This is a genomic window from Pseudomonas sp. HP_08, from assembly GCF_055284095.1.
The window spans coordinates 417,612-442,653 of the sequence record NZ_JBTOQC010000023.1 but is presented as its reverse complement, the minus strand read 5'-3'; the positions used below and the strand labels follow the sequence as shown (position 1 = coordinate 442,653).

The window sequence follows — 25,042 nt, the reverse complement described above, 5'->3', positions numbered from 1 at the left end:
TATACATTCCCTGAATAGTGCACGGTCCCCGTAGGAGCTGCTTTAGCTGCGAATGACGCGAATCGGTGGCGTCTGCTTCCCGACTGAAGTCGGTCCTACGGGTAGCGGCCCGGCCCATCACAAAATATTCGAATAATCCGCTTCGATCCGGTCCAGGCTCAGGTGGTTCAAGAAGTTTGAGAAGCACATCCACGCCGACAAGGCATTCATGTCGCGGAACTGGTCGGGCAGGTATTTGGGCGCGATCACCAGCCCTTCGTCGACCAGTTGGCGCAAGGTGCGCATGTCTTCCAGCGTGGTCTTGCCGCAGAACAGCAACGGCACCTGCTCCAGCTTGCCTTTGCGCACGGCCAGCTGGATGTAGTTGTAAATCATGATGAAGCCTTTGAGGTACGACAGGTCCTTGGTGAACGGCAGCCCGTTGGGGGTCGAGCCACGGAATACGCGGCTGGCGTTGCCATAGCTTTCGGACATGCCGAAGCCTTGTTCACGGTAGAAGTTGAACACCTCGATAAAGTCGGCGCCCTCCTCGGCCATGTGGATGGCGCGGGTGCGGTTGGTCAGTTTGCGCAGGCGGCTGGGATAGGACGCAAACGCGATCACTTCCATCAGAATCGCCAGGCCTTCCTGGGTCACCGTCGATGAGGGCGGGCCTTTGGACAGGAAGGTGCAGATCGGCTGGTTCTGGCCATTGAGGGTGGTGGCGACGTGGACCAGGCCTTCATGGACTTCCAGCGCGCGTACATCGCGCTCGTTGAACATCGCGTCCGAGCGCACCTTGATGTAGTCGGCGCCGGCCGCCGCATCGGCGACGATGCCGTCGGACTCGAACACCCGCACGGTATCCTCGGCCTCACCGAACACCCGGTTCAGCCGGCTTTGCAGCATGGCCACGGCGTCCTTGGCGGTGAGGGTCTTGGGCTCGTCCTTGAGGTCGCCACGACCGGCAATGTTGTTCAGGTAACCGGACAGCATCAGGCCCAGGTCAGACAGGGTCGGGTCGCCGGCATGAAAGGCATCGGAGGCCGCGCCGTACAGTTCCTGGGAAATCAGGCCGAAATCCTGGGTGCCGCGCGCCTCTAACATGCGCACCACCATGCGGTATTCGCGGCACATGCGGCGCATGATCTGCCCCGCCGGGTTGAACTGGCCGAGCTGGCGGGTGATGTCGCGCTCGATGTTCTGGAATTCCTGCTTCAGTACACCGGCATCGAAGCCCAGCGGGCGGCCTTCGTAATAGGCGCGATCGACAATGGGCAGTTCCTTGCCCTTGGCGGCCAGAAAGGTCTTGCGCACGCCGTCGTCCCACTTCACCGCATCCAGTACGCGAATCGGTGTTTGCGCCGCCACGATGCGGTCGGATAACACGCGAATAGTCTGCTGGTAATCGTCCACCCGGTACTCCTTGATCCTGTTGTTGACGTCCTGCATAAACACAACGCCCGATATTCCATGCCACGGACAAGGTCCGTCAACATTTATGCCGCGCATAAAAAACCGCCTGTTCACATTACATAAACAGGCGGTTCGTTTGTTCCGGCTTACGCCTGTGGGCGCATGTGCGGGAACAGGATCACATCGCGGATCGACGGCGAGTTGGTCAGCAGCATGACCAGACGGTCGATGCCGATGCCTTCACCGGCGGTCGGCGGCATGCCGTACTCCAGGGCACGCACGAAGTCGGCATCGTAGTGCATGGCTTCGTCGTCGCCGGCGTCCTTGTCGGCCACCTGGGCCTGGAAGCGTTCGGCCTGGTCTTCGGCATCGTTGAGCTCGGAGTAGGCGTTGGCGATTTCACGGCCACCGATGAACAGCTCGAAACGGTCGGTGACGTTCGGGTTTTCGTTGTTGCGGCGCGCCAGTGGCGACACTTCGAACGGGTACTGGGTAATGAAGTGCGGCTGCTCCAGCTTGTGCTCGACCAGTTCTTCGAAAATCATCACCTGCAATTTGCCCAGGCCTTCGAAGCCCAGCACCTTGGCGCCGGCTTTCTTGGCGATGGCGCGGGCCTTGTCGATGTCCTGCAGGTCATCGGCGGTCAGCTCGGGGTTGTACTTGAGGATCGAGTCGAACACCGACAGGCGCACGAACGGCTCGCCGAAGTGGAACACCTTGTCGCCGTACGGCACGTCGGTGGTGCCGAGCACCAGCTGCGCCAGCTCACGGAACAGCTCTTCGGTGAGGTCCATGTTGTCTTCGTAATCGGCGTACGCCTGGTAGAACTCCAACATGGTGAATTCAGGGTTGTGACGGGTCGAGACGCCTTCGTTACGGAAGTTGCGGTTGATCTCGAACACTTTTTCAAACCCGCCCACAACAAGCCGCTTGAGGTACAGCTCTGGCGCGATACGCAGGAACATGGCCATGTCCAGTGCGTTGTGGTGTGTTTCGAACGGCTTGGCCGCCGCGCCACCCGGAATGGTTTGCAGCATCGGCGTTTCGACTTCAAGGAAGTCGCGCTTGTTGAGGAAGCTGCGGATGTGCGCGATGACTTGCGAGCGCACGCGGAAGGTGTCGCGCACTTCTTCGTTGACGATCAGGTCGACATAGCGCTGGCGATAGCGCTGCTCGGTGTCGGTCAGGCCGTGGTGCTTGTCCGGCAGCGGGCGCAGCGATTTGGTCAGCAGGCGTACGCTGGTCATCTCGACGTACAGGTCGCCCTTGCCGGAACGGGCCAGGGTGCCTTCGGCAGCGATGATGTCGCCCAGGTCCCAGGTCTTGACCTCGGCCAGGGTTTGCTCAGGCAACGTCTTGCGGTTGACATAGACCTGGATGCGACCGGTCATGTCCTGGATCACCATGAAGGCGCCACGGTTGAGCATGATGCGACCGGCAACCTTGACAGGGATTGCAGCCTCGGCCAGCTCTTCCTTGGTCTTGTCGACGTACTGCTTCTGCAGGTCGTTGCAGTAGCTGTCGCGACGGAAGTCGTTGGGGAAGGCCTGACCCTTGGCGCGTTCTGCGGCAAGTTTTTCCTTGCGCAGGGCGATCAGGGTGTTTTCTTCCTGTTGCAGGGCTTGCGAGTCGGGTTGTTGGTCGCTCATGTCTTCAGTTATTCCATCACAGGTTCATTGTCCCTCGCCTGCGGCAAGGGATGGCGGGCAGTCCGGGCTGCCCGCTGCTGTTGTGTCGCCTTACGGGTAAACCCTCACAGGCCTTGTTTGAGGCTGGCGATCAGATACTCGTCCAGGTCGCCGTCGAGCACCTTGTCGCAGTCGCTGCGCTCGATGCTGGTCCGCAGGTCCTTGATGCGCGAAGCATCCAGAACGTAAGAGCGGATCTGGTGACCCCAGCCGATGTCGGACTTGGTGTCTTCCAGCGCCTGGGAGGCCGCATTGCGCTTCTGGATTTCCTGCTCGTACAACCGGGCCCGCAGCATTTTCATGGCGGTGTCCTTGTTGGCGTGCTGGGAACGTTCGTTCTGGCAACTGACCACGGTGTTGGTCGGCACGTGGGTAATACGCACCGCAGAGTCGGTGGTGTTTACGTGCTGACCACCGGCACCGGAGGAGCGGTAGGTGTCGATGCGCAGGTCGGACGGGTTGATCTCGATTTCGATGTTGTCATCGATTTCAGGCGAGACGAACACCGCCGAGAACGAGGTGTGGCGACGGTTGCCGGAGTCGAACGGGCTCTTGCGCACCAGACGGTGCACGCCGATCTCGGTGCGCAACCAGCCAAAGGCGTACTCACCCTTGATGTGTACGGTCGCGCCCTTGATACCGGCGACTTCACCGGCCGACAGCTCCATGATGGTCGCGTCGAAGCCGCGCTTGTCGGCCCAGCGCAGGTACATGCGCAGCAGGATGTTGGCCCAGTCCTGAGCCTCGGTGCCGCCGGAACCGGCCTGGATGTCGAGGTAGGCGTTGTTGGGGTCCATCTCGCCACTGAACATGCGGCGGAATTCGAGCTTTTCCAGCGCCTCGCGCAGGCGCTCGACTTCAGCTGCCACGTCGGCGACCGCGCCTTCGTCTTCTTCTTCGGCAGCCATTTCCAGCAGGTCACGGGCATCGGTCAGGCCGCTGCCAAGCTCGTCGAGGGTGTCGACGATCAGCGCCAGCTGGGAGCGTTCGCGGCCCAGGTTTTGCGCGTATTCAGGTTTGTTCCAGACAGCGGGGTCTTCGAGCTCGCGGGTAACTTCGGTCAGACGATCATGTTTGTGATCGTAGTCAAAGATACCCCCGAATGGTTTGGGAACGCTCGGAGAGGTCCTTGATGCTGTTTAGAATCGGATTGATTTCCATGGTAGTCAGCACTCGCAGGCGAAATTTTCAAAGCCGGCGAGTATACCCCAGAGGGCGGGGTGAAAGCAGCCTATTCCTACCCTCCCACCTGCACCTGATTACGCCCGTTATGCTTGGCCGCATACAGCCCTTTATCCGCGTCCAGTATCAACTGCCGGCTGTTACTGCCCGGCTGCGGCACCGTAGTCGCCACACCGATACTCACCGTCAGGTGCGCGCCGGCGTCCGGGGCGATGTGCGGGATGTTCATGCCGGCCACGCTCTGGCGCAGTTTTTCTGCCAGCAGGCGGGCGCCGCCCGGTGTGGTATTGGGCAGGACCATGGCGAACTCTTCGCCGCCGTAACGGGCCGGCAGATCCGACGGACGGCTGCAGTTGGCGCGAATCGCCTTGGCGACCTGACGCAGCGCTTCGTCGCCTTCGAGGTGGCCGAAGTTGTCGTTGTAGGCCTTGAAGTAGTCGACATCGATCATCATCAGCGACAGCTGGCTCTGCTCGCGCGTTGCGCGGCGCCATTCCAGCTCCAGGTATTCGTCGAAGTGCCGACGGTTCGACAGCCCGGTCAGGCCGTCGGAGTTCATCAGCCGTTGCAGCACCAGGTTGGTGTCGAGCAATTGCTGCTGGCTGACACGCAGCGCGCGGTAGGCTTCGTCGCGCTGCAGCAGGGTCATGTAGGAGCGCGAGTGGTAGCGGATACGCGCCACCAGCTCGATGGTGTCCGGCAGCTTGACCAGGTAATCGTTGGCGCCGGCGGCAAAGGCGGCGCTTTTGATCAGCGGGTCTTCCTTGGTCGACAGCACGATGATCGGGATGTCCCGGGTCAGCGGGTTGTTGCGGTATTCGCGCACCAGGGTCAGGCCGTCCAGGCCGGGCATGACCAAATCCTGCAGGATCACGGTCGGCTTGATCTGGATCGCCTGGGAAATGGCCTGATGCGGGTCGGCGCAAAAGTGAAAGTCGATCATTTCTTCACTGGCCAGCCCGCGACGCACGGCCTCGCCGATCATTGCCTGATCGTCGACCAGCAGCACCATGGCGGCGTTTTCATCCGGGGCCCTGAAGTCTTCTGGCTGAAAGTCATGCATGAGGCGTCTCCTGGTCACCGGCTTTGGGTGATTTCACCTGGAATATCATTGAGCGAATACCTCAAGCAATCGAGGGGCGATGGTGCGCAGCGGCCGGATCTCGACAGCGGCGTCAATGGCGGCCGCAGCCTTGGGCATGCCAAAGACCGCGCTGCTTGCCTGGTCCTGGGCGATCGTCAGAAAACCCTGCTCACGCATGGCTTTAAGCCCTTGAGCCCCGTCACGTCCCATGCCGGTCAATAAGACTCCCACAGCTTCTCCACTCCAGTAACGGGCCACACTCTCGAAAAAGACGTCGATCGAGGGCCGGTAGATTTCGTTCACCGGCTCCGCCGTGTAAGCCAGTGTTCCGTCCTTGAGCAGACGGATATGGTGATTGGTTCCGGCCAGTACTACCTGACCGCTTTGTGGTGGTTCGCCCTCGCGGGCCAGACGCACCGGCATGCCCGAAGCACTGCTCAGCCATTCGGCCATGCCGGCGGCGAACACCTGGTCGACATGCTGGACCAGCACAACGGCCGCCGGAAAATTCACCGGCAGGCCTTTCAACAACTCTTCAAGCGCCGCCGGACCACCGGCCGATGAACCGATGGCCACCAGCCCGCCGCGCTTGACGGCCGTGCGCAGCGGTGAAGTCTCGCTGCGTTCACGGCTATTGCGCTGGCCGATCAGCCAGCCAATATTGAAAATCTTGCGCAACAGCGGCGCCGCAGCCTCCTTGGGGTTGCCCGAACCGATGGCCGGTGTGTCGACCACATCCAGCGCACCGTGGCCCATGGCCTCGAATACCCGGTGCACGTTCTGCTCGCGGTCGACGGTAACCAGAACGATAGCGCATGGCGTGGCAGCCATGATCCGGCGTGTGGCTTCGACGCCATCCATGACCGGCATGATCAGGTCCATGAGGATCACATCGGGTAGCCGTTCGGCGCAGCGCTGGACCGCCTCGGCACCGTTGCTGGCCACCCAGATGATCTGATGCGCCGGCTCGAATGCCAGCGCGCGGCGCAGGGCCTCGACCGCCATGGGCATATCGTTGACGATAGCGACCTTCATCCCTGTGCTTCTCCTATCAGTTCCACGACCGCATCCAGTAAGGCGTCATCGTGGAAGCTGGCTTTTGCCAGATAATAATCGGCCCCGGCATCCAGGCCACGGCGGCGATCTTCCTCACGATCCTTGTAAGAGACCACCATCACAGGCAACGATTGCAGACGGGTATCACGGCGCAACAGGGTGACCAGTTCGATACCGTCCATGCGTGGCATGTCGATATCGGTAATCAGCAAATCGAAATCTTCGCCGCGCAAGGCATTCCAGCCATCCATGCCATCCACGGCCACAGAGACTTCATAGCCACGGCTGACCAGTAACTTGCGCTCCAGTTCGCGCACCGTCAATGAGTCATCGACGACCAGAACGCGCTTGCGTGACGCATTGCCGGCACTGCGGTTCTGTCGGTCGATGCGCTCCAGCCGGCCGGTATTAAGCAGTTTCTCCACTGAACGCAGCAAGTCTTCGACGTCGACGATCAGCACCACCGAACCGTCATCGAGCAAGGCGCCGGCCGAGACGTCCTGGACCTTGCCCAGTCGAGGGTCAAGCGGCATGACCACCAGGGTCCGCTCACCGATGAAACGCTCCACCGCCACGCCATACACCGCGTCGCGCTCACGGATCACCACGACCTTCAGGCTTTCCTGGACCTTGGCGCTCGGCGGCCGGTTGAGCAACTGGCTGGCCGACACCAGGCCGACATGCTGCCCTTCATGCCAGAAGTGCTGGCGACCTTCGAGTTGCACGATGTCGGCCGGCTCAAGGTCGCGCATGCGTTCGATGTGCGCCAGCGGAAAGGCATAGGCCTCGCCGCCGACGTCGACCACCAGGCTGCGCGCCACCGACAGCGTCAGCGGCACCTCGATGCGAAAGCAACTGCCCTGCCCTGCGGTCTGCTCCAGGGTCACGCCGCCATGCAGCTGGCGGACCATGTGTTGCACCGCGTCCAGGCCCACGCCGCGACCGGAAATCTGGGTGACCTTGTCGCGCATGCTGAAGCCTGGCAAAAACAGAAAGCTGAGCAGTTCTTCTTCGCTCATCTGTGCGGCCGTTTCCGCTGGCGACAATTTGCGCTGAACAATCGCCTGGCTCAGGCGCTGCAGATCGACACCGCCGCCATCGTCGCTCAGTTCCACCACCAGCATGCCGGCCTGATGCGAGGCGCGCAGGCGGATGGTGCCCTCGCTGTCCTTGCCGCGCGCCAGGCGCTGCTCGGGCATTTCAATGCCATGGTCGACGGCATTGCGCAGCAAGTGGGTCAAAGGCGCTTCGAGTTTTTCCAGCACCTCACGGTCGACCTGGGTTTTTTCGCCCTCGATGTCCAGGCGCACCTGTTTATCCAGCTCGCGGCCCAGGTCGCGCACCATGCGTGCCTGGCCGCCCAGCACATCGGCAAACGGGCGCATGCGGCACGCCAGGGCGCTGTCGTATAACGACTGGGCACGCTGCGCCGATTGCCAGCCGAACTCGTCCAGTTCGGCGGCTTGTTCGATCAGCATGTTCTGCGCCTGAGACAACAGGCTGCGCGCCTCTTCCAGCGCGCGCTGCGCCTCGGGCACCACGTCACTGACGCTCAGGCTCGCCTCCAGCACCTGCAAGGCGCGGTCGCTGCCCAGTTGCAGGCGCTTGAGGCGCTGCATGCCGGCCAGCAGCGGCTTGATGCGCTGGCTCTCGACCAGCGATTTGCTCGACAGGTCGAGCAAGCCGTTCAGGCGTTCAGCGGTGACCCGTAAAACGCGCTCGCCGCCTTCGGTCACTCGACGATCGCGCAGCGGCCGTGGCGCGGCGTCGGCGTCACTGCCGGCAGGCACAGGCTGGACCGGTTCGACAGGTGTCGCTTCGGGCATCAGCAGCTCGGGCTGCAATTGCAAGGCTTGTGACAGATCGATCTCTGGCAAGGCCTGCGCCGGTGGCTCGGGTTGCATCAAGGTGCCGAGCAGCAAACTGCCGGACAGCAACGGGTCAGGCGTATCGGGCGGCCGGCTGATACTGCGTGCAGCGCCAGCGCCCGAAGCCATCAGGGTGTTCATGCGCTGTACATAGTCATCGACAGCGGCCTGATCGACACTGCCGTCGCCGGGCGTGGCGATGCGCATCAGCATGTCCGTGCCCGACAGCAACGCATCGATGTGATCGGGTTGCAGCACCAGCCGGCTTTCCTGGGCGCTGACCAGGCAATCTTCCATGACGTGGGCAACGCTGACGCCAAAGTCGACGCCGACGATTCGCGCCGCGCCCTTGAGCGAGTGCGCCGCGCGCATGCAGGCTTCGAGCTGGTCGGCCAGGGTCGGGCTGCGCTCCAGTTCCAGCAGGCCTGCGCTCAAAACCTGGGTCTGTGCCTCGGCCTCCAGAGTGAACAGCTCGAACAGCGACGCATCGCGCATTTGATCTGGCGTCATGTAAGGCTCCGGTTGACCGCCAACAACAACTCCTGCTCATCGAGCAGCCGCAGACTGCGGTCCTTCCAGTGCAACACGCCGCGGGTGAAACGGGCGTTGGCGTGAGTGCCGGAAGTCGACGCCGAATCGAGCAGTTGCTCGGTCATGGCATGAATCCCGTCGACTTCATCGACCGGCACTACCACTGGTCCCCCTTGAGCGGCGACGATCAGCATGCGCGGCATGATCCGCCCGCCCGCAGGCGCTGCCGACGCTGCGCTGTCCAGGCCCAGCAGCTCGATCAGCGAGATGCACGCCACCAGCGCGCCGCGCACATTGGCAACCCCCAGCAAGGCGCGGGAGCGCTGGTGCGGCAGCGAATGAATAGTCTGCATCGGCGCCACCTCGACCAGGCTGCGGGTGGCCAGGCCCAGCCACTCATCGCCCAGGCGAAACACCAGCACCGAGCGGGTGCGCACCTGGGTCTGTTGCTCGCTGCTGCGCGAGCGGTCGTGATAGTCCTGGACCAGGCTGTAGCGGTCGAGCAGGCGCGTGGCCGCTGCCGAATAGACTTCGCAATTGCGGCAATGAATATGGCCGGCCAGGACCGGGCAGGAACGGTCGCCATGAATGCCGATACGGTTCCAGCAGTCGTCGATGGCGTGATCGTCATCCTGGGTAAGGCTTGAAAGGCTGACCCCGCTCATCGCGTGTTTCCTTGTTTATTGGCACCGCGTGCGGCGCGCTCAAGCAAGCGCTGGGCACCGGCACTGTCGCCCTGGGCGGCGAGCAGCGCGGCCATTTGCGCCAGTGTTTCAGGGTGCTGAGGCTCCAGGTACAAGGCCTTGCGGTAGTAACCCTGCGCCTGGCTGACATTGCCGTCGACCTCGCTGAGCAGGCCCAGCCAGTAGAACACCGAGGCGCTGGGCTCGTGCTGTTGCAGATAACGCTCGCAAGCGGCACGGGCCTCGTGGCTCTGGCCCTGATTGGCCAGCCGGGCGATGGCGGCCAGTTCATCGGCGGCCTGTGCAGGTTCAGCCACGCCCGCAGCGCTCGGTAAAGCCGGGCTGCCTGCCGACACACGTGACGCGGCGCCCGGCGCAAAAGGCCGTGGCGCAGCCGGGGCAACAGGGCGTGGCGCGGGCGGCGCGGCGGGTGCCACAGGCGTCGACATGAGGAACGCGGGGCTGGTGAGTACGGGCGGCACATCGTCCGGGCGGGCATGCCGGAAGGCGAACGACTGGGCAATGTTGATCGAGCGCATGCCGATGTGCGCCAGCAGGTTGCCTTCGGCGGGCCCAATGAACAGCACGCCATCGTCAAGGGTCAGGCGCTTGAGCACCTCGAACACATGTTTCTGAGTGGCGCGGTCGAAATAGATCACCAGGTTGCGGCAGAACACGAAGTCATAGGCCGGTTGATTGAGCAGCGCAGGGTCCAGCAGGTTACCGGGGCGAAAACCCACGCTGTCACGCACCCGCTGAGCGACCTGCCAGCCCTCGTCGACCGGCATGAAGTGCCGGTCGCGGTAGCTCAGGTCGGCACCGCGAAACGAGTTCTTGCCGTAAACGGCGCGCTGCGCCCGCTGGATCGACAAGGGGCTGATGTCGATGGCATCGACCCGAAACTGCGCAGCATCGATGCCGGCATCGAACAGCGCCATGGCAATCGAGTAAGGCTCCTCCCCTGTCGAACACGGCAGGCTGAGAATGCGCAGCGGCCGCACACCGGCCAGTTTCTGCAAACGCGCCACCGCCAGTTTGCCCAGAGTGACGAAGGATTCGGGGTAGCGGAAAAACCAGGTTTCCGGGACGATTACCGCCTCGATCAGCGCCTGCTGTTCAGCCTGTGATCCCAGCAACAACAGCCAGTAGGCATCGCTGTCGGCGGCCCCCGAAGCGCTGCAGCGCTGGCGCAGCGCACGTTCGACGATGGCTTCGCCCACCGAGGTGACATCCAGGCCGATACGCTCCTTGAGGAAGGCGAAAAAGCGCGCGTCGTCACTCATGGCGCATCCTCGAACAGGTCGATATCAGGCGGTACGACCGGATACAGCAGCTCACGCACCGGCTCGCTGAGCAGTTCTTCGACACGAATCCACTGCAACAACCCCAGTTCGTCTTCGCGCACCGGGCCCAGATAGGGCGACAGGCGATTCTCCAGCCCGTACTCCTTGAACTGCGAGGCCGGGCACCGCAGGGTTTCGGTGGCTTGCTCCAGAATCAGGCCCAGCAGTTGCGCCGGGTGTTTGTGGTCATGCCGGTACTGCACCAGCACCATGCGCGTGCTGGTGCGCGCCTGGGCCGGGGTACCGAAGCTCAGGGCACTGATGTCGATCACCGGCACGATTTCACCACGATGGGCGAAGATGCCCGCCACCCAGTGTGGCGCCTTGGGAATCGCCTTGAGTTTCAGGCGCGGCAGCACCTCGGCGATTTCACGCGCCTGCAAGGCGTAGCGTTCGTCGCCAATGCGAAACAGCAGGAACAGCGTGTCCCGTACTTGCGCAACCGCATTGCGCCGGGGTGAGTGATCGCGCATGGTCTGGCTCAGACCTTGAAGCGCGAGACGCCACTGCGCAGGCCGACCGCGACCTGGCTCAGTTCGTCGATGGCAAAGCTGGCCTGGCGCAGGGACTCGACGGTCTGGCTGCTGGCATCGGCCAGTTGCACCAGCGCCTGGTTGATCTGCTCGGCGCCGGTGGCCTGGGCCTGCATGCCTTCGTTGACCATCAGCACGCGCGGCGCCAAGGCCTGCACCTGATGAATGATCTGCGACAGTTGCTCGCCCACCTGGGTGACCTCGAACATCCCGCGGCGCACCTCTTCGGAAAACTTGTCCATGCCCATCACGCCGGCCGAGACCGCCGACTGGATCTCGCGAACCATCTGCTCGATGTCATAGGTGGCGACGGCGGTCTGGTCGGCCAGACGGCGCACTTCGGTCGCTACTACGGCAAAGCCACGGCCGTATTCGCCGGCCTTTTCAGCTTCGATGGCCGCGTTGAGCGACAGCAGGTTGGTCTGGTCGGCCACCTTGACGATGGTGACCACCACCTGGTTGATGTTGCCGGCCTTCTCGTTGAGGATCGCCAGCTTGGCGTTGACCAGATTGGCCGCGCCCATGACCTGGTGCATGGTTTCTTCCATGCGCGCCAGACCTTGCTGGCCGGAACCGGCCAGCGTCGAGGCCTGGTCGGCAGCCGAGGTGACCTCGGTCATGGTGCGCACCAGATCTCGCGACGTCGCGGCGATTTCACGCGAGGTTGCGCCAATCTCGGTGGTGGTGGCAGCAGTTTCGGTGGCCGTGGCCTGTTGCTGCTTGGAGGTCGCGGCAATTTCGGTCACCGAGGTGGTGACCTGTACCGAAGAGCGCTGCGCCTGGGCGACCAGCGCGGTCAGTTCGGTGACCATGTCGTTGAAGCCGGTCTGCACCACATTGAATTCGTCGTTGCGCTCCAGATTCAGGCGCTGGCTGAGGTCGCCGGTGCGCATGATCCCGAGGATTTCGACCAGCCGCTGCATCGGCGCGATGATCGAGCGCATCAGCAACAGGCCACAGGCGCCGGCCGCCAGCACAGCGATCAACAGCGAGACAATCATGCCGACCTTGGCGGCGAGCACGGCCTTGACGATATTGTCGGTGGCCTGATCAGCCAGTTGTTTGTTGGCGACGATGATGTCATTGAGTTGCTTGCGGCCCAGTGTCCAGACCGGGTTGACCTGTTCATAGAACTCGGCCTTGGCCACGACAAAATCACCGCGCTCATAAGCAACATGCACCTCTTTGAGCAGGCGGGTATAAATCTCGCGCTGTTTCTCGAACTGCTGGAAGTTGGCCTGGTCGGTCTCATCGAAGATCGAGCGCTTATACCCGTCGATCTGCTTTTGCAGGGAGTCTTCAAAGCCCTGGAACTGGTCGCGCTCGGTCTGGGTCAGCGTCCGGCCCTGGCCTTCACCGATCAGTTCAAGGGTGCGGATATAACTTTCGCCCCAGGCGCTGCGCACCAGGGTGCTGTAGTAGACGCCGGGCAAGGCATCCAGGCGCACCTGTTCTTCGCTGGACTCGATCGACAGCAAACGCGAATAAGAGGCCACGACCATCAACAACATGATGGCGATGATTACGGCAAAACTCGCCAGGATCCGTTGACGCAACGTCCAGTTCTTCACAGTCAGCCCTCAAGAGTTCAACACCGGCATGGCCGTGTTCAAGAAATGGACCGCTCCAGGGCCCAGGCGGGCTGAGTATAGCCCAGCCATTAGTTGATAAGCGTGTCACAAAGCAAGTAAATGAACCGGGTTGAGAGAACAGCCTGTACCGCTGTACGTACCAGTAGGAAAACCCTTGAAGTGCAATCGCACGCACTCGGTATGCCCCGCTATTGTCGCCAGCACATACAGGCGGCGGATCTATTGAATACCCTTTAATGCGCCTTGGGTGACTAGATAGTTAGCGCACCTGGCGCGCTGTCGGCTCGTACGCTTTGGCCACTCTTCAATGCCACAAGGCGTGCATGACCATGACGATCAATACCCAGCCGACGGCGTTGCCGGCCGAGCTGCCACACCGCGATATCATCCAGCAACGCAGCCCCGGCTGGCTGAGCCAGGCGCCAGCCACCACCCACGCGGCACTGCGCAAAGCGGGCAAACAGTCGTTGCCGTGGCTGGAGCAGGCACGCAAGCAGATGCCCTACATCGTTGACCGGCTGCAAAAGCTTTATGTCGAACACCGTGAGTATGAGCGGCGCATTCAGCCAATCATGAAAAAGCTCGGCACACCGGGCCGCTTTTGCGCACCGTTGCTGACAGCGGCAATCAAGGCACAGTACGACCTGGACATCGATGTTCGGCAGGTTTCTTTTTTACACGCCAGCCACGCGCAGGTAGACCAGTCGTTCATATCTGCCACCAAAGACCCTATCGTCCAGGCCAACAGTGCCCTGCATCAGGCAGTACGGCCGCTGCTCAATGCCGCCATGCAGAACTTTCAGGACAGTGACACTGCCGCCGGCGCAATGGATCAGGGCACCAGGCTCAAGGCTGAAGTTTTTTCCAGCCACCAGATTCTCGGCACGTGGATCACTGGCACTCCTCTGGCCATCCCCGCACACGAATTCGCTACGCTGAGTCGCAACCTCGATCTGGGCGGCCGTTACCAGAATCACATTGACTCATTGTTCAACCCGCGAGACGCGGTAGACGATCCAGCGCCTCTTTTCAAAGCGTTCCAGGAATCGACACTGGAACTGCACCTGCATATCGCCCTGCTCAAAGAGCTGATCAAGCCGTCCGAATACCTCGCCCTGATGCCGATGGCACGCGGTCCATGGCACTCCTCGCCCGGCCGCCCGTCGGTGGTATGCAACAGCGTGAGCCTGTGGGATGCCGAGCTGCATGGCATTGTGCTGTTCGAGATCGGCGAAAGGGTCACAGCGTATATCCCCGAAGACCCGGTGGCGCCCTTGCAATCGTTCAGCTCGTTCCAGGCGTTTCATGATGCCCTGCGCGAGCGGATGTTTAGCCCCGGTTATCTGGCCTTTCTCAGCCGTCTCATTCCTGCCCGTGAGCGCAATCGCCTCATCGACAGGCTAGACGAGCGGCTTTATCCGATGGTCAACCAGAACAAATGGTACGAGCGCCGATGGCTGGTCGAAGAAGCCGATCACAAGGCCAGCTTGTACCTGACCCTTAATCCGCTGAAGCTGCCGCTGGCTGAAGCGTTGTATCGCCGCAAGCTGGCCAGCATTCGCGACGATGCGCTGTTTCATGCCGTACCCACTGCCGAACAGGACCGCAAGTCGCACCAGGAACGTCAGGCCTACTGGCGCGACAAAGCGCTGCAGTTCCTGAACCTGGCCGCCTTTACCGTGCCGGTGCTCGGGGAGGTGATGCTGGCGGTAACTGCCGCCCAGCTGGTCTATGAAGTGTACGAAGGCATCGAAAGCTGGACCCATGACGAGCGTGAGCAAGCCATGGGTTATCTGTTCGATGTGGTGCAGAACATTGCCTTTATGGCAGCCCTGGGAACGGCCTCGGCACATGGCTCGCCGATTCCTGCCATCGAGGCGCCGCCGGTGATCGATAGCCTCAGGCCGGTCGAGTTGGCCAACGGCCAGACCCGTTTGTGGAAGCCTGACCTCGCACCGTTTGCCCACGATGTCTTGCTGCCCGCCGGGCTCAAGCCCAACGACCTTGGCCTGTACGAGTTCGATGGCAAGCAATGGCTGGCGTTGCAAGATCGCACCTACTCGGTCAAGGCCGCTGGCAACGGCACCGGGATGGTCATGGAACACCCGACAAACCAGCAGGGCTATGAGCCGCCCTTGCGCCACAACGGTGCCGGCGCCTGGCTGAATGTGCTCGATGAGCCACGACAGATGCACGGCCTGTCCCTGCTGCGTCGCCTGGGGTATAGCGCCCTGGAGTTTCCTGACGAAATGGCCGAGCGGATTCTGCAAGTCAGCGACACCGGCGATGGCGTATTACGCCGCGCACTCACCGAGCTGCAACGCCCACCGGCCTTGCTGGCCGACACTGCAGAGCGCTTCAGGCTGGACCGGGAGCTGGCAGAGCAAGGCAAGCGCGAGACCTTCAATGACGTTTACCAGTCCCGGCAGACCTCGCCTGTGGACGGCGTCGAATCCTTGCAGCCGTTATTGCCCGGCCGACTGCCGAGGGCGGTCGCCGAGGAACTGGTGGCTCACGCCACCCCGGCGGAGCAGCAAAGCCTGGTCAGGCTCAAGGTGATGTCGCCGCGGCTGGCCGAAGAGGCACGGATTTATCTGCAACAGGTTCGCCTGAGCCGTGCCTTTGAAGGGCTGTACCTGGAGTCGGTACACAATCCCGACACCGAGAAGTTGATCCTGCACAGCCTGGAAGGCTTGCCAGGCTGGTCAACCCAGGTACGCCTGGAGGTTCGAGAGGGCCACTTCAGTGGCTCATTGCGTGACAGCGTTGGCCCGGCCGATGCGCCGATCCGCAAGGTTCTGGTGGCGCGCGGGAGCGGTTACGAGCCTTTCGATGAGCTGGGCAATCAACTCAATGGCCGCAGCGACCTGTACGCCTCTGTCCTGCATGCGCTGCCCGATAGCGAGCGCAGCGCACTGGGTTTTCCCAATACCGGCCAGAAGGCCGACCTGCAACACACTGTTCAGGCGCAACCGATGTTACGCCGTCAGTTGCGCGATGTGCTGGGCATGGCGGCGGTCAAGCCAGCCTTCAGATCGCCGATGCGCCTGGCCGATGGCCGCATCGGCTACGCCATGAGCGGGCGTATCCGGCCCGACTGGGCATTCACCCGCGAAAGCCTGCTGGACAAACTGCGCCTGCTGGAGTTTGAGGATGCCTACCCGGACCAGATCCTCGATCGGTTGTCGGCCACCGGCTTGAGCAGCCAGGCGATCGACGAACGACTCAACGAACTTCTGCACGAGCAGCAGGCCATGCGCGACGGCATGGCACTGTGGACCGATGCAGTCAGTTCGATTCCGGTCACGTATGCGGCGCGTATCGCCAGTCGTACGCACATCAGCGAGGCCATCTGGCGTCACTGGAGCCTGAACAATCTGCCCGAGATCGGCCGTAACCTGGAGCCTCTGCAGTTGTCCTCGATTGCTCTGGAAGACTTTCCCGACTCCTTGCCGAATTTCTTTTATCAGCGGGTCAACGAGTTGCACCTCACCGACGTGACCACCTATTCGAGCAGCGCTCAACTGGTGTACGTGCGAATACTCGACCATGAGGTGCTGCAACGCTTTCTGACGCGGTTCAGCAACACCCGTGTTTTCACCTTGCGTCAGGAGACACTGGGCGGCCATGCCCTGTGGAGTTCCACGAACCTGTCACGCTATGTAGCCCATGCCCTGCCCAACCTGACCGACCTGGCATTGATCAACCAGCAGCTGTTGCTCGATCAAACCCAGATCGATGCGTTCAGGTCCCTGCGCAACCTGCGCAACTTGGACCTCAGCGGTAATCACTTCAACGCGATTCTGCCGTTGAGCCTGGACGGGTTACAGCTGCAGCGCCTGGTGCTGGAGCGCACAGAGTTGAGTCGCTGGCCTGCGTGGCTCAACACCATGATCCCGGCCAGCCTGCGCGAGCTGTCACTGGCCCACAACCGCCTGACCGTGCTGCCCGACAGCATTATGGACAACCGCACCGGCCTGAGAGGCCAGACGGTCATCGACCTGCGTGGCAACCCGCTGACGGTCGGCACGATCCTGCGGGCCCGCCTGGATGAACTGCTGCCCGACCTGTCGTTGAGCCTGCTGGTCGACACACCGCCCGCCATGGCCGCCAACCTGAGCGTGCAGATGAGCGAGTACAACGCGATGGTCGAAGCCATCGATGCCTGGACCGAAACGTCCGGATCACAGGCGCCCTTGAGCGAACAGACGATTGCCGGACGTCGTGACACAGGCAAGGCCCTGATAGCGCACTGGAGTGCCTATGCGCGAGGTGAAACACATACGCCGCTGGTGCTTGACGGGGTGGATCTGGCCGATTTCCCGAGGCACTTGCCGGCCTTTTTTCTGACGCGCATCCGCTCCTTGTTCCTGAGTGAGGCGAGAGCCAGCAGCGAACAGCTCGATAACCTGCTCAGGCGCTTCACGAACCTGACGACGGTGCATCTCGAAGGGGCCATGACGCCGCTGCTCGAACCGCCCATGGCGCTTGCCGAACTGCCATTGCTCACGACCCTGAACCTGATTGATCAGGGTGTGCTGATCGACCAGCGCTGGGCAGACCTTTTTGCCCGCCTGCCCTTGCTTGAACACCTGGAACTGGATGGCAACCGCCTGGGCACCCTGCAGGACAGCTCAGCGCTGGTGCGTCTCAACCTGCACTGGCTGTCGCTGAGCAATACCCGGCTGAGCAGTTGGCCGCACTGGGTGCTCGACCTGCTGCCCGAGCCTCTGGAAACCCTGATCCTGGACAATAACCAGCTGACCGACATCCCCGAAGAACTGCTCTCCAACCCGCGCCGCCAATGGGGTCACACCGAAGTCAGCCTGCGTGGCAACCCGTTGTCACACGCCGCCATGCAACTTGCGCATACCTCACAACATTCCGGGCGCTCTTATACCTTTGACATGGACCTGCCTGCGGACATCCTCGACATCAACTGGCATGAAAGCCACGACTCGGACTCCGACAGTGCGCCCAACAGCCATAGCCACAGCCCGGCCACGCTGCCCAGCGAGGAAGAAGCCAGCGTTGAACCCTGGCTTGAAGCCAGCAGCAGCACTGCCCAGGCCCGACGCGCAACCTGGGAGCAGATAGAAACGGGCGGCGATGCGGCTGACCTGTTGAGCCTGATCGACTATTTGCAGCGCAGCGCCGACTACCGTACGCCTGGCAGCCGGCCAGAACTGATCGAACGGGTGTGGCGACTGCTCGATGCCGCCGCCCAGGACCCGCAGTTGCGGGCAACCTTCAACGGCATTGCCGAAGAGCCATTGCGCATGATGCGCGGCGCAGAGACCTGTCCTGACGGGATCATGCTGGAGTTCAATCAGATGGAAGTGCTGGTGTTCACCCGGCAGTCATTGCGTGACGTGCCGAGCGGTGCCAGAGGCAGCGCCTTGTTCGGGCTGACTCAGCGGCTGTACCGGCTTCAGGAACTGGACCGCATTGCCCGCGATCAGGCGGGCAGTCGCGATGAAGCCGAGGTACGCCTGGCTTATCGCCTGCATTGGGCCCAGGCCCTGAACCTGCCCGTCCCGCCGCAGAGAATGCTCTATCAGGCCGAGGCCCGGTTGCGCCCCGGTGAGCTGGACCTGGCCTTGACCCGTGTGCAGGCTGGTGAACGCGGTGAGTCGTTTCTGAATTACGCCACTACTCAAGAGCCATGGACAAGTTACCTGCGCGAGCAGTACGCACCGCGCTTTGAGGCCCTGGAGCAGACTTACCGGGACAACCTGACGCAGTTGACCGAGCGTTTCGATCAGCAAGGCCTGAGCCTGAGCAGTCCGTCGTTCGAAACAGCAGCCCGTGAGCTGCAACAGCAATGGCTGGACGAACAGCAAAGGCTGATCAAGGCGCTGACCACCGAGCAGGCCATCGCTCAGTCAAACATCACTGAGCCTGACGCACCTGAGCCTCCAGCTCAGTCTTGAGCCCGGGCGCAAGATTCAACTGGCGGGCCAGTTCTTCAAGGTAGGCACGCTCCATGAAGTGCTCCTGATCGACCAGGATCAGGCTGGCGATGTACATCTCGGCAGCCATTTCCGGGGTGCTTGCCGCACGGGCCACCTCGGCGGGGTCCAGCGGCTTGTCGAGCTCGGCGTGCAGCCATTGCTGGAACTGCTGGTCGTTGTTGAGTTTGACGAACTCACCTTCGATCAGTTGCCGCTCACGATCATCGACATGGCCATCGGCCTTGGCCGCCGCCACCAGGGCCCGCAAAATGGCCTGGCTGTGTACTTCGGCCTGGTCTTCGGGCAACCGGTCGATGGTCTGCGGCTCGTGCTGGCCGGCCTGACCCTGGCTGGCCTGCCAGTTGTTGTAAGCCTTGTAGGCAATCATACCCAATGCGGCCAGGCCGCCATAGGTCAGCACCTTGCCGCCCATGCCACGAGCGCCCTTGCCCTTGAGCAGACCCAGGGCGCCCGCCGCCAGCGCACCGCCACCGGCGCCCGACAACAGACCACCCAGACCGCCTGCGGACTTGCCGCCCCCGAGCAGGCTGCCCAAGCCACCGGCCAGCCCGCTGTTGCCAGAGCTGCGCTTGCCAGGTTTGCCAGTGACTTTGTCCTGCAAAATCTGTTGACCCGATTTAAGCAATTGGTCGAGTAAGCCGCGCGTATTCATATGAGGTGCCTTTGTCATTGACTGTGTTTGACTGGATGGTTAATTGACAAAAAACCTGAGTCGAAGTCCCTTGAGCCCTCTGGATGTGTGATTCGGAATATTTCAGACATCTGCGGGAGTTCCCGCCTCTGTAAGAAATGTTGTACGACGAGGTGCAACCCTTGTAACTCGCTGCGGTCAATCCATCGGACACTTACAGAACGGCACTTCTTCATGCGCCTCTCCCCGAAGAACAGCCATCCCCGACATTACTGCCGCCAGCATCTGCAAGGGAGTTGCATCACGTGATATCAAGTGGGGGTTTTCCTGCCGGTAACAGCGAGACAGCCCGGATCATCAGGACCAGAGACTGGAGCGCGACATCGCTTGGCGCGATCGGGCATTGGTCCTGCGAGTTGAAAACCGCACTGCAACTGATGCTCGACTCCCCTGTATCGATGTACCTGATCTGGGGACCGGACCTGCTGTTTTTTCACAATGATGCCTACACCCCGATCCTTGGCTCGCAAGCCGAGGGTGCCATAGGTACGCCCATCGCCGTACTGTGGGGCGATGTATGGGAGCAGGTCAGGCCCATGGCTGAAAACACCCTGGCCGGCCAGCACTATCAGGCGCAAGACCTGCCATTGACCATGGCCCGCCAGGGCGAGCCCGAACAGACCTGGTGGTCGTTCTGTTTTTCACCGCTGCGCGACGAACAAGGGCTGATCTGCGGCGTGCTGTGCAACACCACTGAAACCACCCGCAATGTCCTGGACCAGCAGGCACTCAAGGCCGGCGAGCTGCAGCGCCAGGCGCTGATCGAAGACCTTGTGCGCCTGGAGCGCCGCCAGACCGCCCGCCTCGAGCAGCGCACCCTGGAGCTGGACACGTTCTGGGAGCTGTCGCCGGACTTGCTGGCAATCATCGATTTCAACGGCTGCTTTCAGCGTGTCAATCCGGCCTGGAGCGCCCTGCTCGGCCTGACCCCGGAGGCATTGCTCGGCACCTCGATTCTGGACAGGCTGCACCCGGACGATCTCGAACGCACTCAGCAGGCCCTGATTCACGCCCTGGACCGCGAGCTGCCGCTGTTCGAAAACCGCTACCAGCACATCGACGGCAGCTATCGCTGGTTCGGCTGGACCGCGGCCCCGGGCCAAAGCATGGTCTTCGCGCTGGGCAAGCACATGACCGAAGAAAAACAGCGTGCCGAAGCCTTGCGCCTGACCGAGGAAGCCTTGCGCCAGGCACAGAAGATGGAGGCTGTCGGTCAACTCACCGGCGGCCTGGCGCATGATTTCAATAACTTGCTGATGGGCGTCACCGGCAATATCGAATTGCTGCAATCGCGGATTAATCAAGGCCGGGCCAATGAGGTCGGCCGCTACATTACCGGCGCCCTGGAGTCGTCGCGGCGTGCCGCCGCCTTGACTCACCGGCTGCTGGCGTTCTCGCGCCGCCAGACCCTGGCGCCCAAACCGACCAACATCGATTCGCTGGTCGAAGGCATCGCCGACCTTGTGCAGCGCACTGTCGGCCCGGCCATCGACATGCACGTGTCGGGCACCTGCGGATTATGGCCAACGCTGGTCGACCCCAATCAACTGGAAAACGCGCTGCTGAACCTGTGCAACAACGCCAGGGATGCCATGCCCGATGGCGGCCGTCTGTTGATCGAGACGGGCAACCTGGCACTGGACGAGGTACTGGCCAGGCAGCATGAATTACCGCCTGGCGAATACGTGACACTGTGCGTCAGCGACACCGGCACCGGCATGCCGCCCGAGGTCATCGGCCGCGCCTTCGACCCGTTCTTCACCACCAAGCCGCTGGGCATGGGCACAGGTCTGGGCCTGTCGATGATTTACGGCTTTGCGCGTCAGTCCGGCGGCGGCGTACGGATCTTCTCAACCGTAGGTCAGGGCTCGAAGGTCTGCATTTATTTGCCGGTGCTGCCAGGCGGAATCGACTCGGGCGCCATCAATGAACCGCCGCGCCCGAATATCAGTGCACGAAATCTGGGGCAGACCGTGCTGGTGGTTGACGATGAACCGGCGGTGCGCCAGTTGATGAGCGAAGTGCTGCTGGACCTGGGTTACACCGTACTGCAAGCCGAGCACGGCGCGGCGGCCTTGAAGATACTTGACCAACAACCGCTGATCGACCTGCTGGTTACCGACGTCGGCCTGCCCGGCGGCATGAACGGTCGGCAACTGGCCGACGCCGCACGCACGCTGCAGCCCGAGCTGCGCGTGCTGTTCGTCACCGGCTACGCCGAAAGCGCCGCATTGGCCTATGGCTCGCTGGGCAGCGGCATGGATGTACTGACCAAACCGTTCTCCATTACCGCCTTGAGCGGCTGCATCGCCCAGCTGCGCAGCCCGGCTGTGTAGTCCGGCTGTGTAGCCACAGCGCCCGAGGACATCGCCACGCGCAACATTCTCCATCGGCACTCCATCGCAGGAACGCGACAAGAGCAGATGACTGCTCTTGTCGCGTAGGCCTCAGTCGCGCAGGTCGGACTCGTGGATCGGCTGGTCGCGGTGGGTCGCCCGTTGATACTGCGCAGGCCAGACGGACTGGCGACTGCCCAGATCGTCATCGGCATGCAACGCCCAGTACGGGTCGCGCAGCAGTTCGCGGGCCAGCAGGATGATGTCGGCCTGGCCGGTGCGCAGAATATGCTCGGCCTGGGCAGGTTCAGTGATCATCCCCACGGTGCCGGTAGCGATGTCCGACTCTTTGCGGATACGTTCGGCGAAACGGGTCTGGTAGCCAGGCCCGACAGGAATTTCGGCATGCACCGAGGTGCCGCCTGACGACACATCGATCAGGTCGGCGCCAAGCGCCTTGAGCCGGCGCGCCAGCTCCACGGTTTCGTCGGGGTTCCAGCCATCCTCGACCCAGTCGGTGGCCGACACCCGTACAAACAGAGGCAACTCGGATGGCCAGACATCGCGCACCGCTTCGGTGACCTGCAGCGCCAGACGGATACGGTTTTCAAACGAGCCGCCGTAATGGTCGGTGCGTCGATTGCTCAGGGGCGACAGGAACTGATGCAGCAGATAACCGTGCGCCGCATGCACCTCGACCACCTTGAAGCCTGCGGTCAATGCACGCCGGGTGGCGGCTACAAAGGCGTCGATCACATCCTGAATATCGTTTTCGCCCAGTGGCTGCGGCACGCTGTGCTCGGGATCAAAAGCAATCGCCGACGGACCGCGAGGCGTCCAGCCGCCCTCTTCGATCGGCACGTTGCCATGCTTGCCCAGCCAGGGACGCCAGGTGCTGGCCTTGCGTCCGGCATGCGCCAGTTGAATGGCCGGCACCGCGCCCTGGGCGGTAATGAAACGGGTGATGCGCTGCAAAGGCTCGATCTGCTCATCGTTCCACAGACCCAGGTCTTGCGGCGTAATGCGCCCGTCAGCGGTAACCGCCGTGGCCTCGGTGAAAATCAGCCCGGCACCGCCTACCGCGCGGCTACCCAGGTGGACCAGATGCCAGTCGTTGGCCAGGCCATCGACACTGGAGTACTGGCACATCGGCGAAACCGCAATGCGGTTGGGCAGTTTCAAGTGGCGCAGGGTATAGGGTTCTAGCAGCAGGCTCATGGCGACCTCTCAGATTGACAGTCAGACGTCCAGCGCTCCTGGAGGGGAGAAGAAAAGCCGTAGCTCCCCATCGATTGGGGCGGCCTTCCCTTTTTCTACACAGACTAGTCGACAATCAGAGGGCGTACAGCGTTCAACGCGCGGCAATATGCGTCACCAGCAGTTGCACCGTCTCGTTGCCACGAAACTCGTTGAGGTCCAGCCTGTAAGCCAGTTCTACCCAGCGAATATTGGGGTCAGGCCAGATCTCGCGGTCGACGCCAAAGGCGATGCCGTCCAGGCGCACGCTGCCGCATTCGGTCTTGAGCACCATCTTGAGGTGCCGCTCGCCCACCACCCGCTGCTCGACCAGTTGAAACACGCCATGAAACAGCGGCTCGGGAAAATGCTGGCCCCAGGGACCGGCATTGCGCAGGGCGCGGGCCAGTTCCAGGTGAAACTCTTCGACCGCCAGGGTGCCGTCGGACAACAGCCGGCCGGTCAGGTCGTCTTCGGTGAGTTGCCGGCGCACTTCAAGATCGAACGCTTCGGTGAAGGCCGTAAAATTGGCCTCGGGCAGCGACAGCCCAGCGGCCATGGCATGCCCGCCAAACTTGCTGATCAGGTCCGGATGGCGAGCCGCCACGGCATCCAGCGCGTCGCGAATGTGAAAGCCCGGCACCGAACGCGCCGAGCCCTTGAGCAGGCCATCACCGGCACTGGCAAAGGCAATTGCCGGGCGGTGATAACGCTCTTTGAGCCGCGAGGCCAGAATGCCGATAACGCCCTGGTGCCAGTCCGGCTCGAACAGGCACAGGCCAAACGGCATCGACTCCAGCGGCAAGTCCTGAAGTTGTGCCAGGGCTTCGCGCTGCATGCCCTGCTCGATGCTTTTGCGGTCCTGATTGAGTTCGTCCAGTTGCACGGCCATTGCCCGCGCTTGCAGCGGGTCTTCGCACAGCAGGCATTCGATGCCCAGGCTCATGTCGTCCAGACGCCCGGCGGCGTTCAGGCGCGGGCCCAGGATAAAGCCCAAGTCGGTGGAGGTGATGCGCGATGGATCGCGGCGTGCCACTTCAAGAATCGCGCGCAGGCCTGGCCGGGCGCGACCGGCACGAATGCGCATCAACCCTTGATGCACCAGAATGCGGTTGTTGGCATCCAGCGGCACCACATCCGCCACGCTGCCCAGTGCCACCAGGTCGAGCAACTCACCCAGGTTCGGCGGCTTCTGCTCGAACCAGCCCAGCTCGGTCAGGCGCGCACGCAGGGCGATCAGCACATAAAAGATAACCCCGACGCCGGCCAGTGACTTGCTCGGGAAAGTGCAGCCCGGCTGGTTCGGGTTGACGATGGCATCGGCAGCCGGCAGTTCGTGACCCGGCAAGTGGTGATCGGTGACCAACACTTTAAGCCCTGCCGCCTTGGCCGCCGCCACGCCCTCGACACTGGAAATCCCGTTGTCGACGGTCATCAACAATTGCGGCGTGCGTTGCAGGGCCACACTGACAATTTCCGGGGTCAGGCCGTAGCCGTACTCGAAACGGTTGGGCACCAGATAGTCGACGTGCGCGGCGCCCATCAGTCGCAACCCCAGCACACCGACGGTGCTGGCGGTGGCGCCGTCGGCATCGAAGTCACCCACGATAAGAATGCGCTGGCGCTGCTGAAGCGCCTCGACCAGCAGCTCCACCGCCGCCTCGATGCCTTTGAGTTGCTGATAAGGAATCAGCCGCGCCAGGCTCTTGTCCAGTTCGTCGACCGAGGCAACGCCTCGGGAAGCATACAGACGGGCGAGCAAGGGCGGCAGATCGCCGAGCAACGGCAAAGGGTCAGGCAAAGGACGGTGTTCGATACGCATGGGTGTTTTTCAGGTCTCGTAGGGGCG

At 62.3% G+C, this 25,042-nt stretch carries 15 protein-coding genes; 2 read left to right on the top strand and 13 right to left on the bottom strand.

Translation table 11 applies throughout. The features are described from left to right. Window positions 1-117 precede the first annotated feature (117 nt). The 10 genes from ACYAS9_RS20865 to ACYAS9_RS20820 all read right to left on the bottom strand — a co-directional run bounded on the left by ACYAS9_RS20865 (window position 118) and on the right by ACYAS9_RS20820 (window position 12,874). Window positions 118-1,431: a flavohemoglobin expression-modulating QEGLA motif protein gene (locus tag ACYAS9_RS20865; protein WP_463570187.1), complete on the bottom strand. Its 1,314-nt coding sequence runs from the start codon at window positions 1,429-1,431 to the stop codon at window positions 118-120. A gap of 110 nt (window positions 1,432-1,541) precedes the next feature. Next, window positions 1,542-3,044, bottom strand: coding sequence for a lysine--tRNA ligase (lysS, locus tag ACYAS9_RS20860; protein WP_463570186.1), 1,503 nt, complete (start codon window positions 3,042-3,044; stop codon window positions 1,542-1,544). A 104-nt stretch (window positions 3,045-3,148) separates the two neighbouring features. Next, a protein-coding gene (gene prfB / locus ACYAS9_RS20855; RefSeq protein WP_459748423.1) for a peptide chain release factor 2 occupies window positions 3,149-4,244 on the bottom strand; the annotation gives its coding sequence in 2 pieces (ribosomal slippage) (window positions 3,149-4,171 and window positions 4,173-4,244; 1,095 coding nt in all). Window positions 4,245-4,320: 76 nt separating this feature from the next. Next, a complete protein-coding gene (locus ACYAS9_RS20850; RefSeq protein WP_463570185.1) occupies window positions 4,321-5,328 on the bottom strand; it encodes a diguanylate cyclase domain-containing protein in 1,008 nt (335 codons plus the stop codon). Between the two features lie 45 nt (window positions 5,329-5,373). Then, complete coding sequence (gene cheB / locus ACYAS9_RS20845; RefSeq protein ID WP_463570184.1) at window positions 5,374-6,384, bottom strand: chemotaxis-specific protein-glutamate methyltransferase CheB; 1,011 nt, start codon at window positions 6,382-6,384, stop codon at window positions 5,374-5,376. Further along, a complete protein-coding gene (locus ACYAS9_RS20840) occupies window positions 6,381-8,783 on the bottom strand; it encodes a response regulator (protein WP_463570183.1) in 2,403 nt (800 codons plus the stop codon). The genes cheB and ACYAS9_RS20840 overlap by 4 nt, the downstream gene beginning before the upstream one ends. Next, window positions 8,780-9,469 carry a chemotaxis protein CheW gene (locus ACYAS9_RS20835; protein WP_463570182.1) on the bottom strand — a complete coding sequence of 230 codons (690 nt, stop codon included), beginning with the start codon at window positions 9,467-9,469 and terminating at the stop codon, window positions 8,780-8,782. Before ACYAS9_RS20835 ends, ACYAS9_RS20840 begins: the two co-directional genes overlap by 4 nt. Then, a complete protein-coding gene (locus ACYAS9_RS20830; RefSeq protein WP_463570181.1) occupies window positions 9,466-10,770 on the bottom strand; it encodes a CheR family methyltransferase in 1,305 nt (434 codons plus the stop codon). The genes ACYAS9_RS20835 and ACYAS9_RS20830 overlap by 4 nt, the downstream gene beginning before the upstream one ends. After that, complete coding sequence (locus ACYAS9_RS20825) at window positions 10,767-11,303, bottom strand: chemotaxis protein CheW (RefSeq protein ID WP_463570180.1); 537 nt, start codon at window positions 11,301-11,303, stop codon at window positions 10,767-10,769. Before ACYAS9_RS20825 ends, ACYAS9_RS20830 begins: the two co-directional genes overlap by 4 nt. An 8-nt stretch (window positions 11,304-11,311) precedes the next feature. After that, window positions 11,312-12,874 (bottom strand): methyl-accepting chemotaxis protein, encoded by a 1,563-nt coding sequence (locus ACYAS9_RS20820; protein WP_463570229.1) that lies wholly within the window; start codon window positions 12,872-12,874, stop codon window positions 11,312-11,314. Window positions 12,875-13,284: 410 nt separating this feature from the next. On the opposite strand from ACYAS9_RS20820, the gene ACYAS9_RS20815 reads away from it, so the two are divergent. Then, window positions 13,285-18,888: an NEL-type E3 ubiquitin ligase domain-containing protein gene (locus ACYAS9_RS20815; RefSeq protein ID WP_463570179.1), complete on the top strand. Its 5,604-nt coding sequence runs from the start codon at window positions 13,285-13,287 to the stop codon at window positions 18,886-18,888. Here ACYAS9_RS20815 and ACYAS9_RS20810 read toward each other — a convergent pair. Then, complete coding sequence (locus ACYAS9_RS20810; RefSeq protein WP_463570178.1) at window positions 18,848-19,582, bottom strand: tellurite resistance TerB family protein; 735 nt, start codon at window positions 19,580-19,582, stop codon at window positions 18,848-18,850. The genes ACYAS9_RS20815 and ACYAS9_RS20810 overlap by 41 nt on opposite strands. Before the next feature lie 284 nt (window positions 19,583-19,866). On the opposite strand from ACYAS9_RS20810, the gene ACYAS9_RS20805 reads away from it, so the two are divergent. Then, complete coding sequence (locus tag ACYAS9_RS20805; RefSeq protein WP_463570177.1) at window positions 19,867-21,957, top strand: response regulator; 2,091 nt, start codon at window positions 19,867-19,869, stop codon at window positions 21,955-21,957. Window positions 21,958-22,068: 111 nt separating this feature from the next. Here ACYAS9_RS20805 and ACYAS9_RS20800 read toward each other — a convergent pair whose 3' ends face one another. Together ACYAS9_RS20800 and recJ are read right to left on the bottom strand one after the other, a co-directional pair. Then, window positions 22,069-23,175, bottom strand: a complete 1,107-nt coding sequence (locus tag ACYAS9_RS20800; protein ID WP_463570176.1) for an NADH:flavin oxidoreductase/NADH oxidase — start codon at window positions 23,173-23,175, stop codon at window positions 22,069-22,071. Window positions 23,176-23,308: 133 nt separating this feature from the next. Beyond that, window positions 23,309-25,015 (bottom strand): single-stranded-DNA-specific exonuclease RecJ, encoded by a 1,707-nt coding sequence (gene recJ / locus ACYAS9_RS20795; protein ID WP_463570175.1) that lies wholly within the window; start codon window positions 25,013-25,015, stop codon window positions 23,309-23,311. Between the last annotated feature and the right edge of the window lie 27 nt (window positions 25,016-25,042).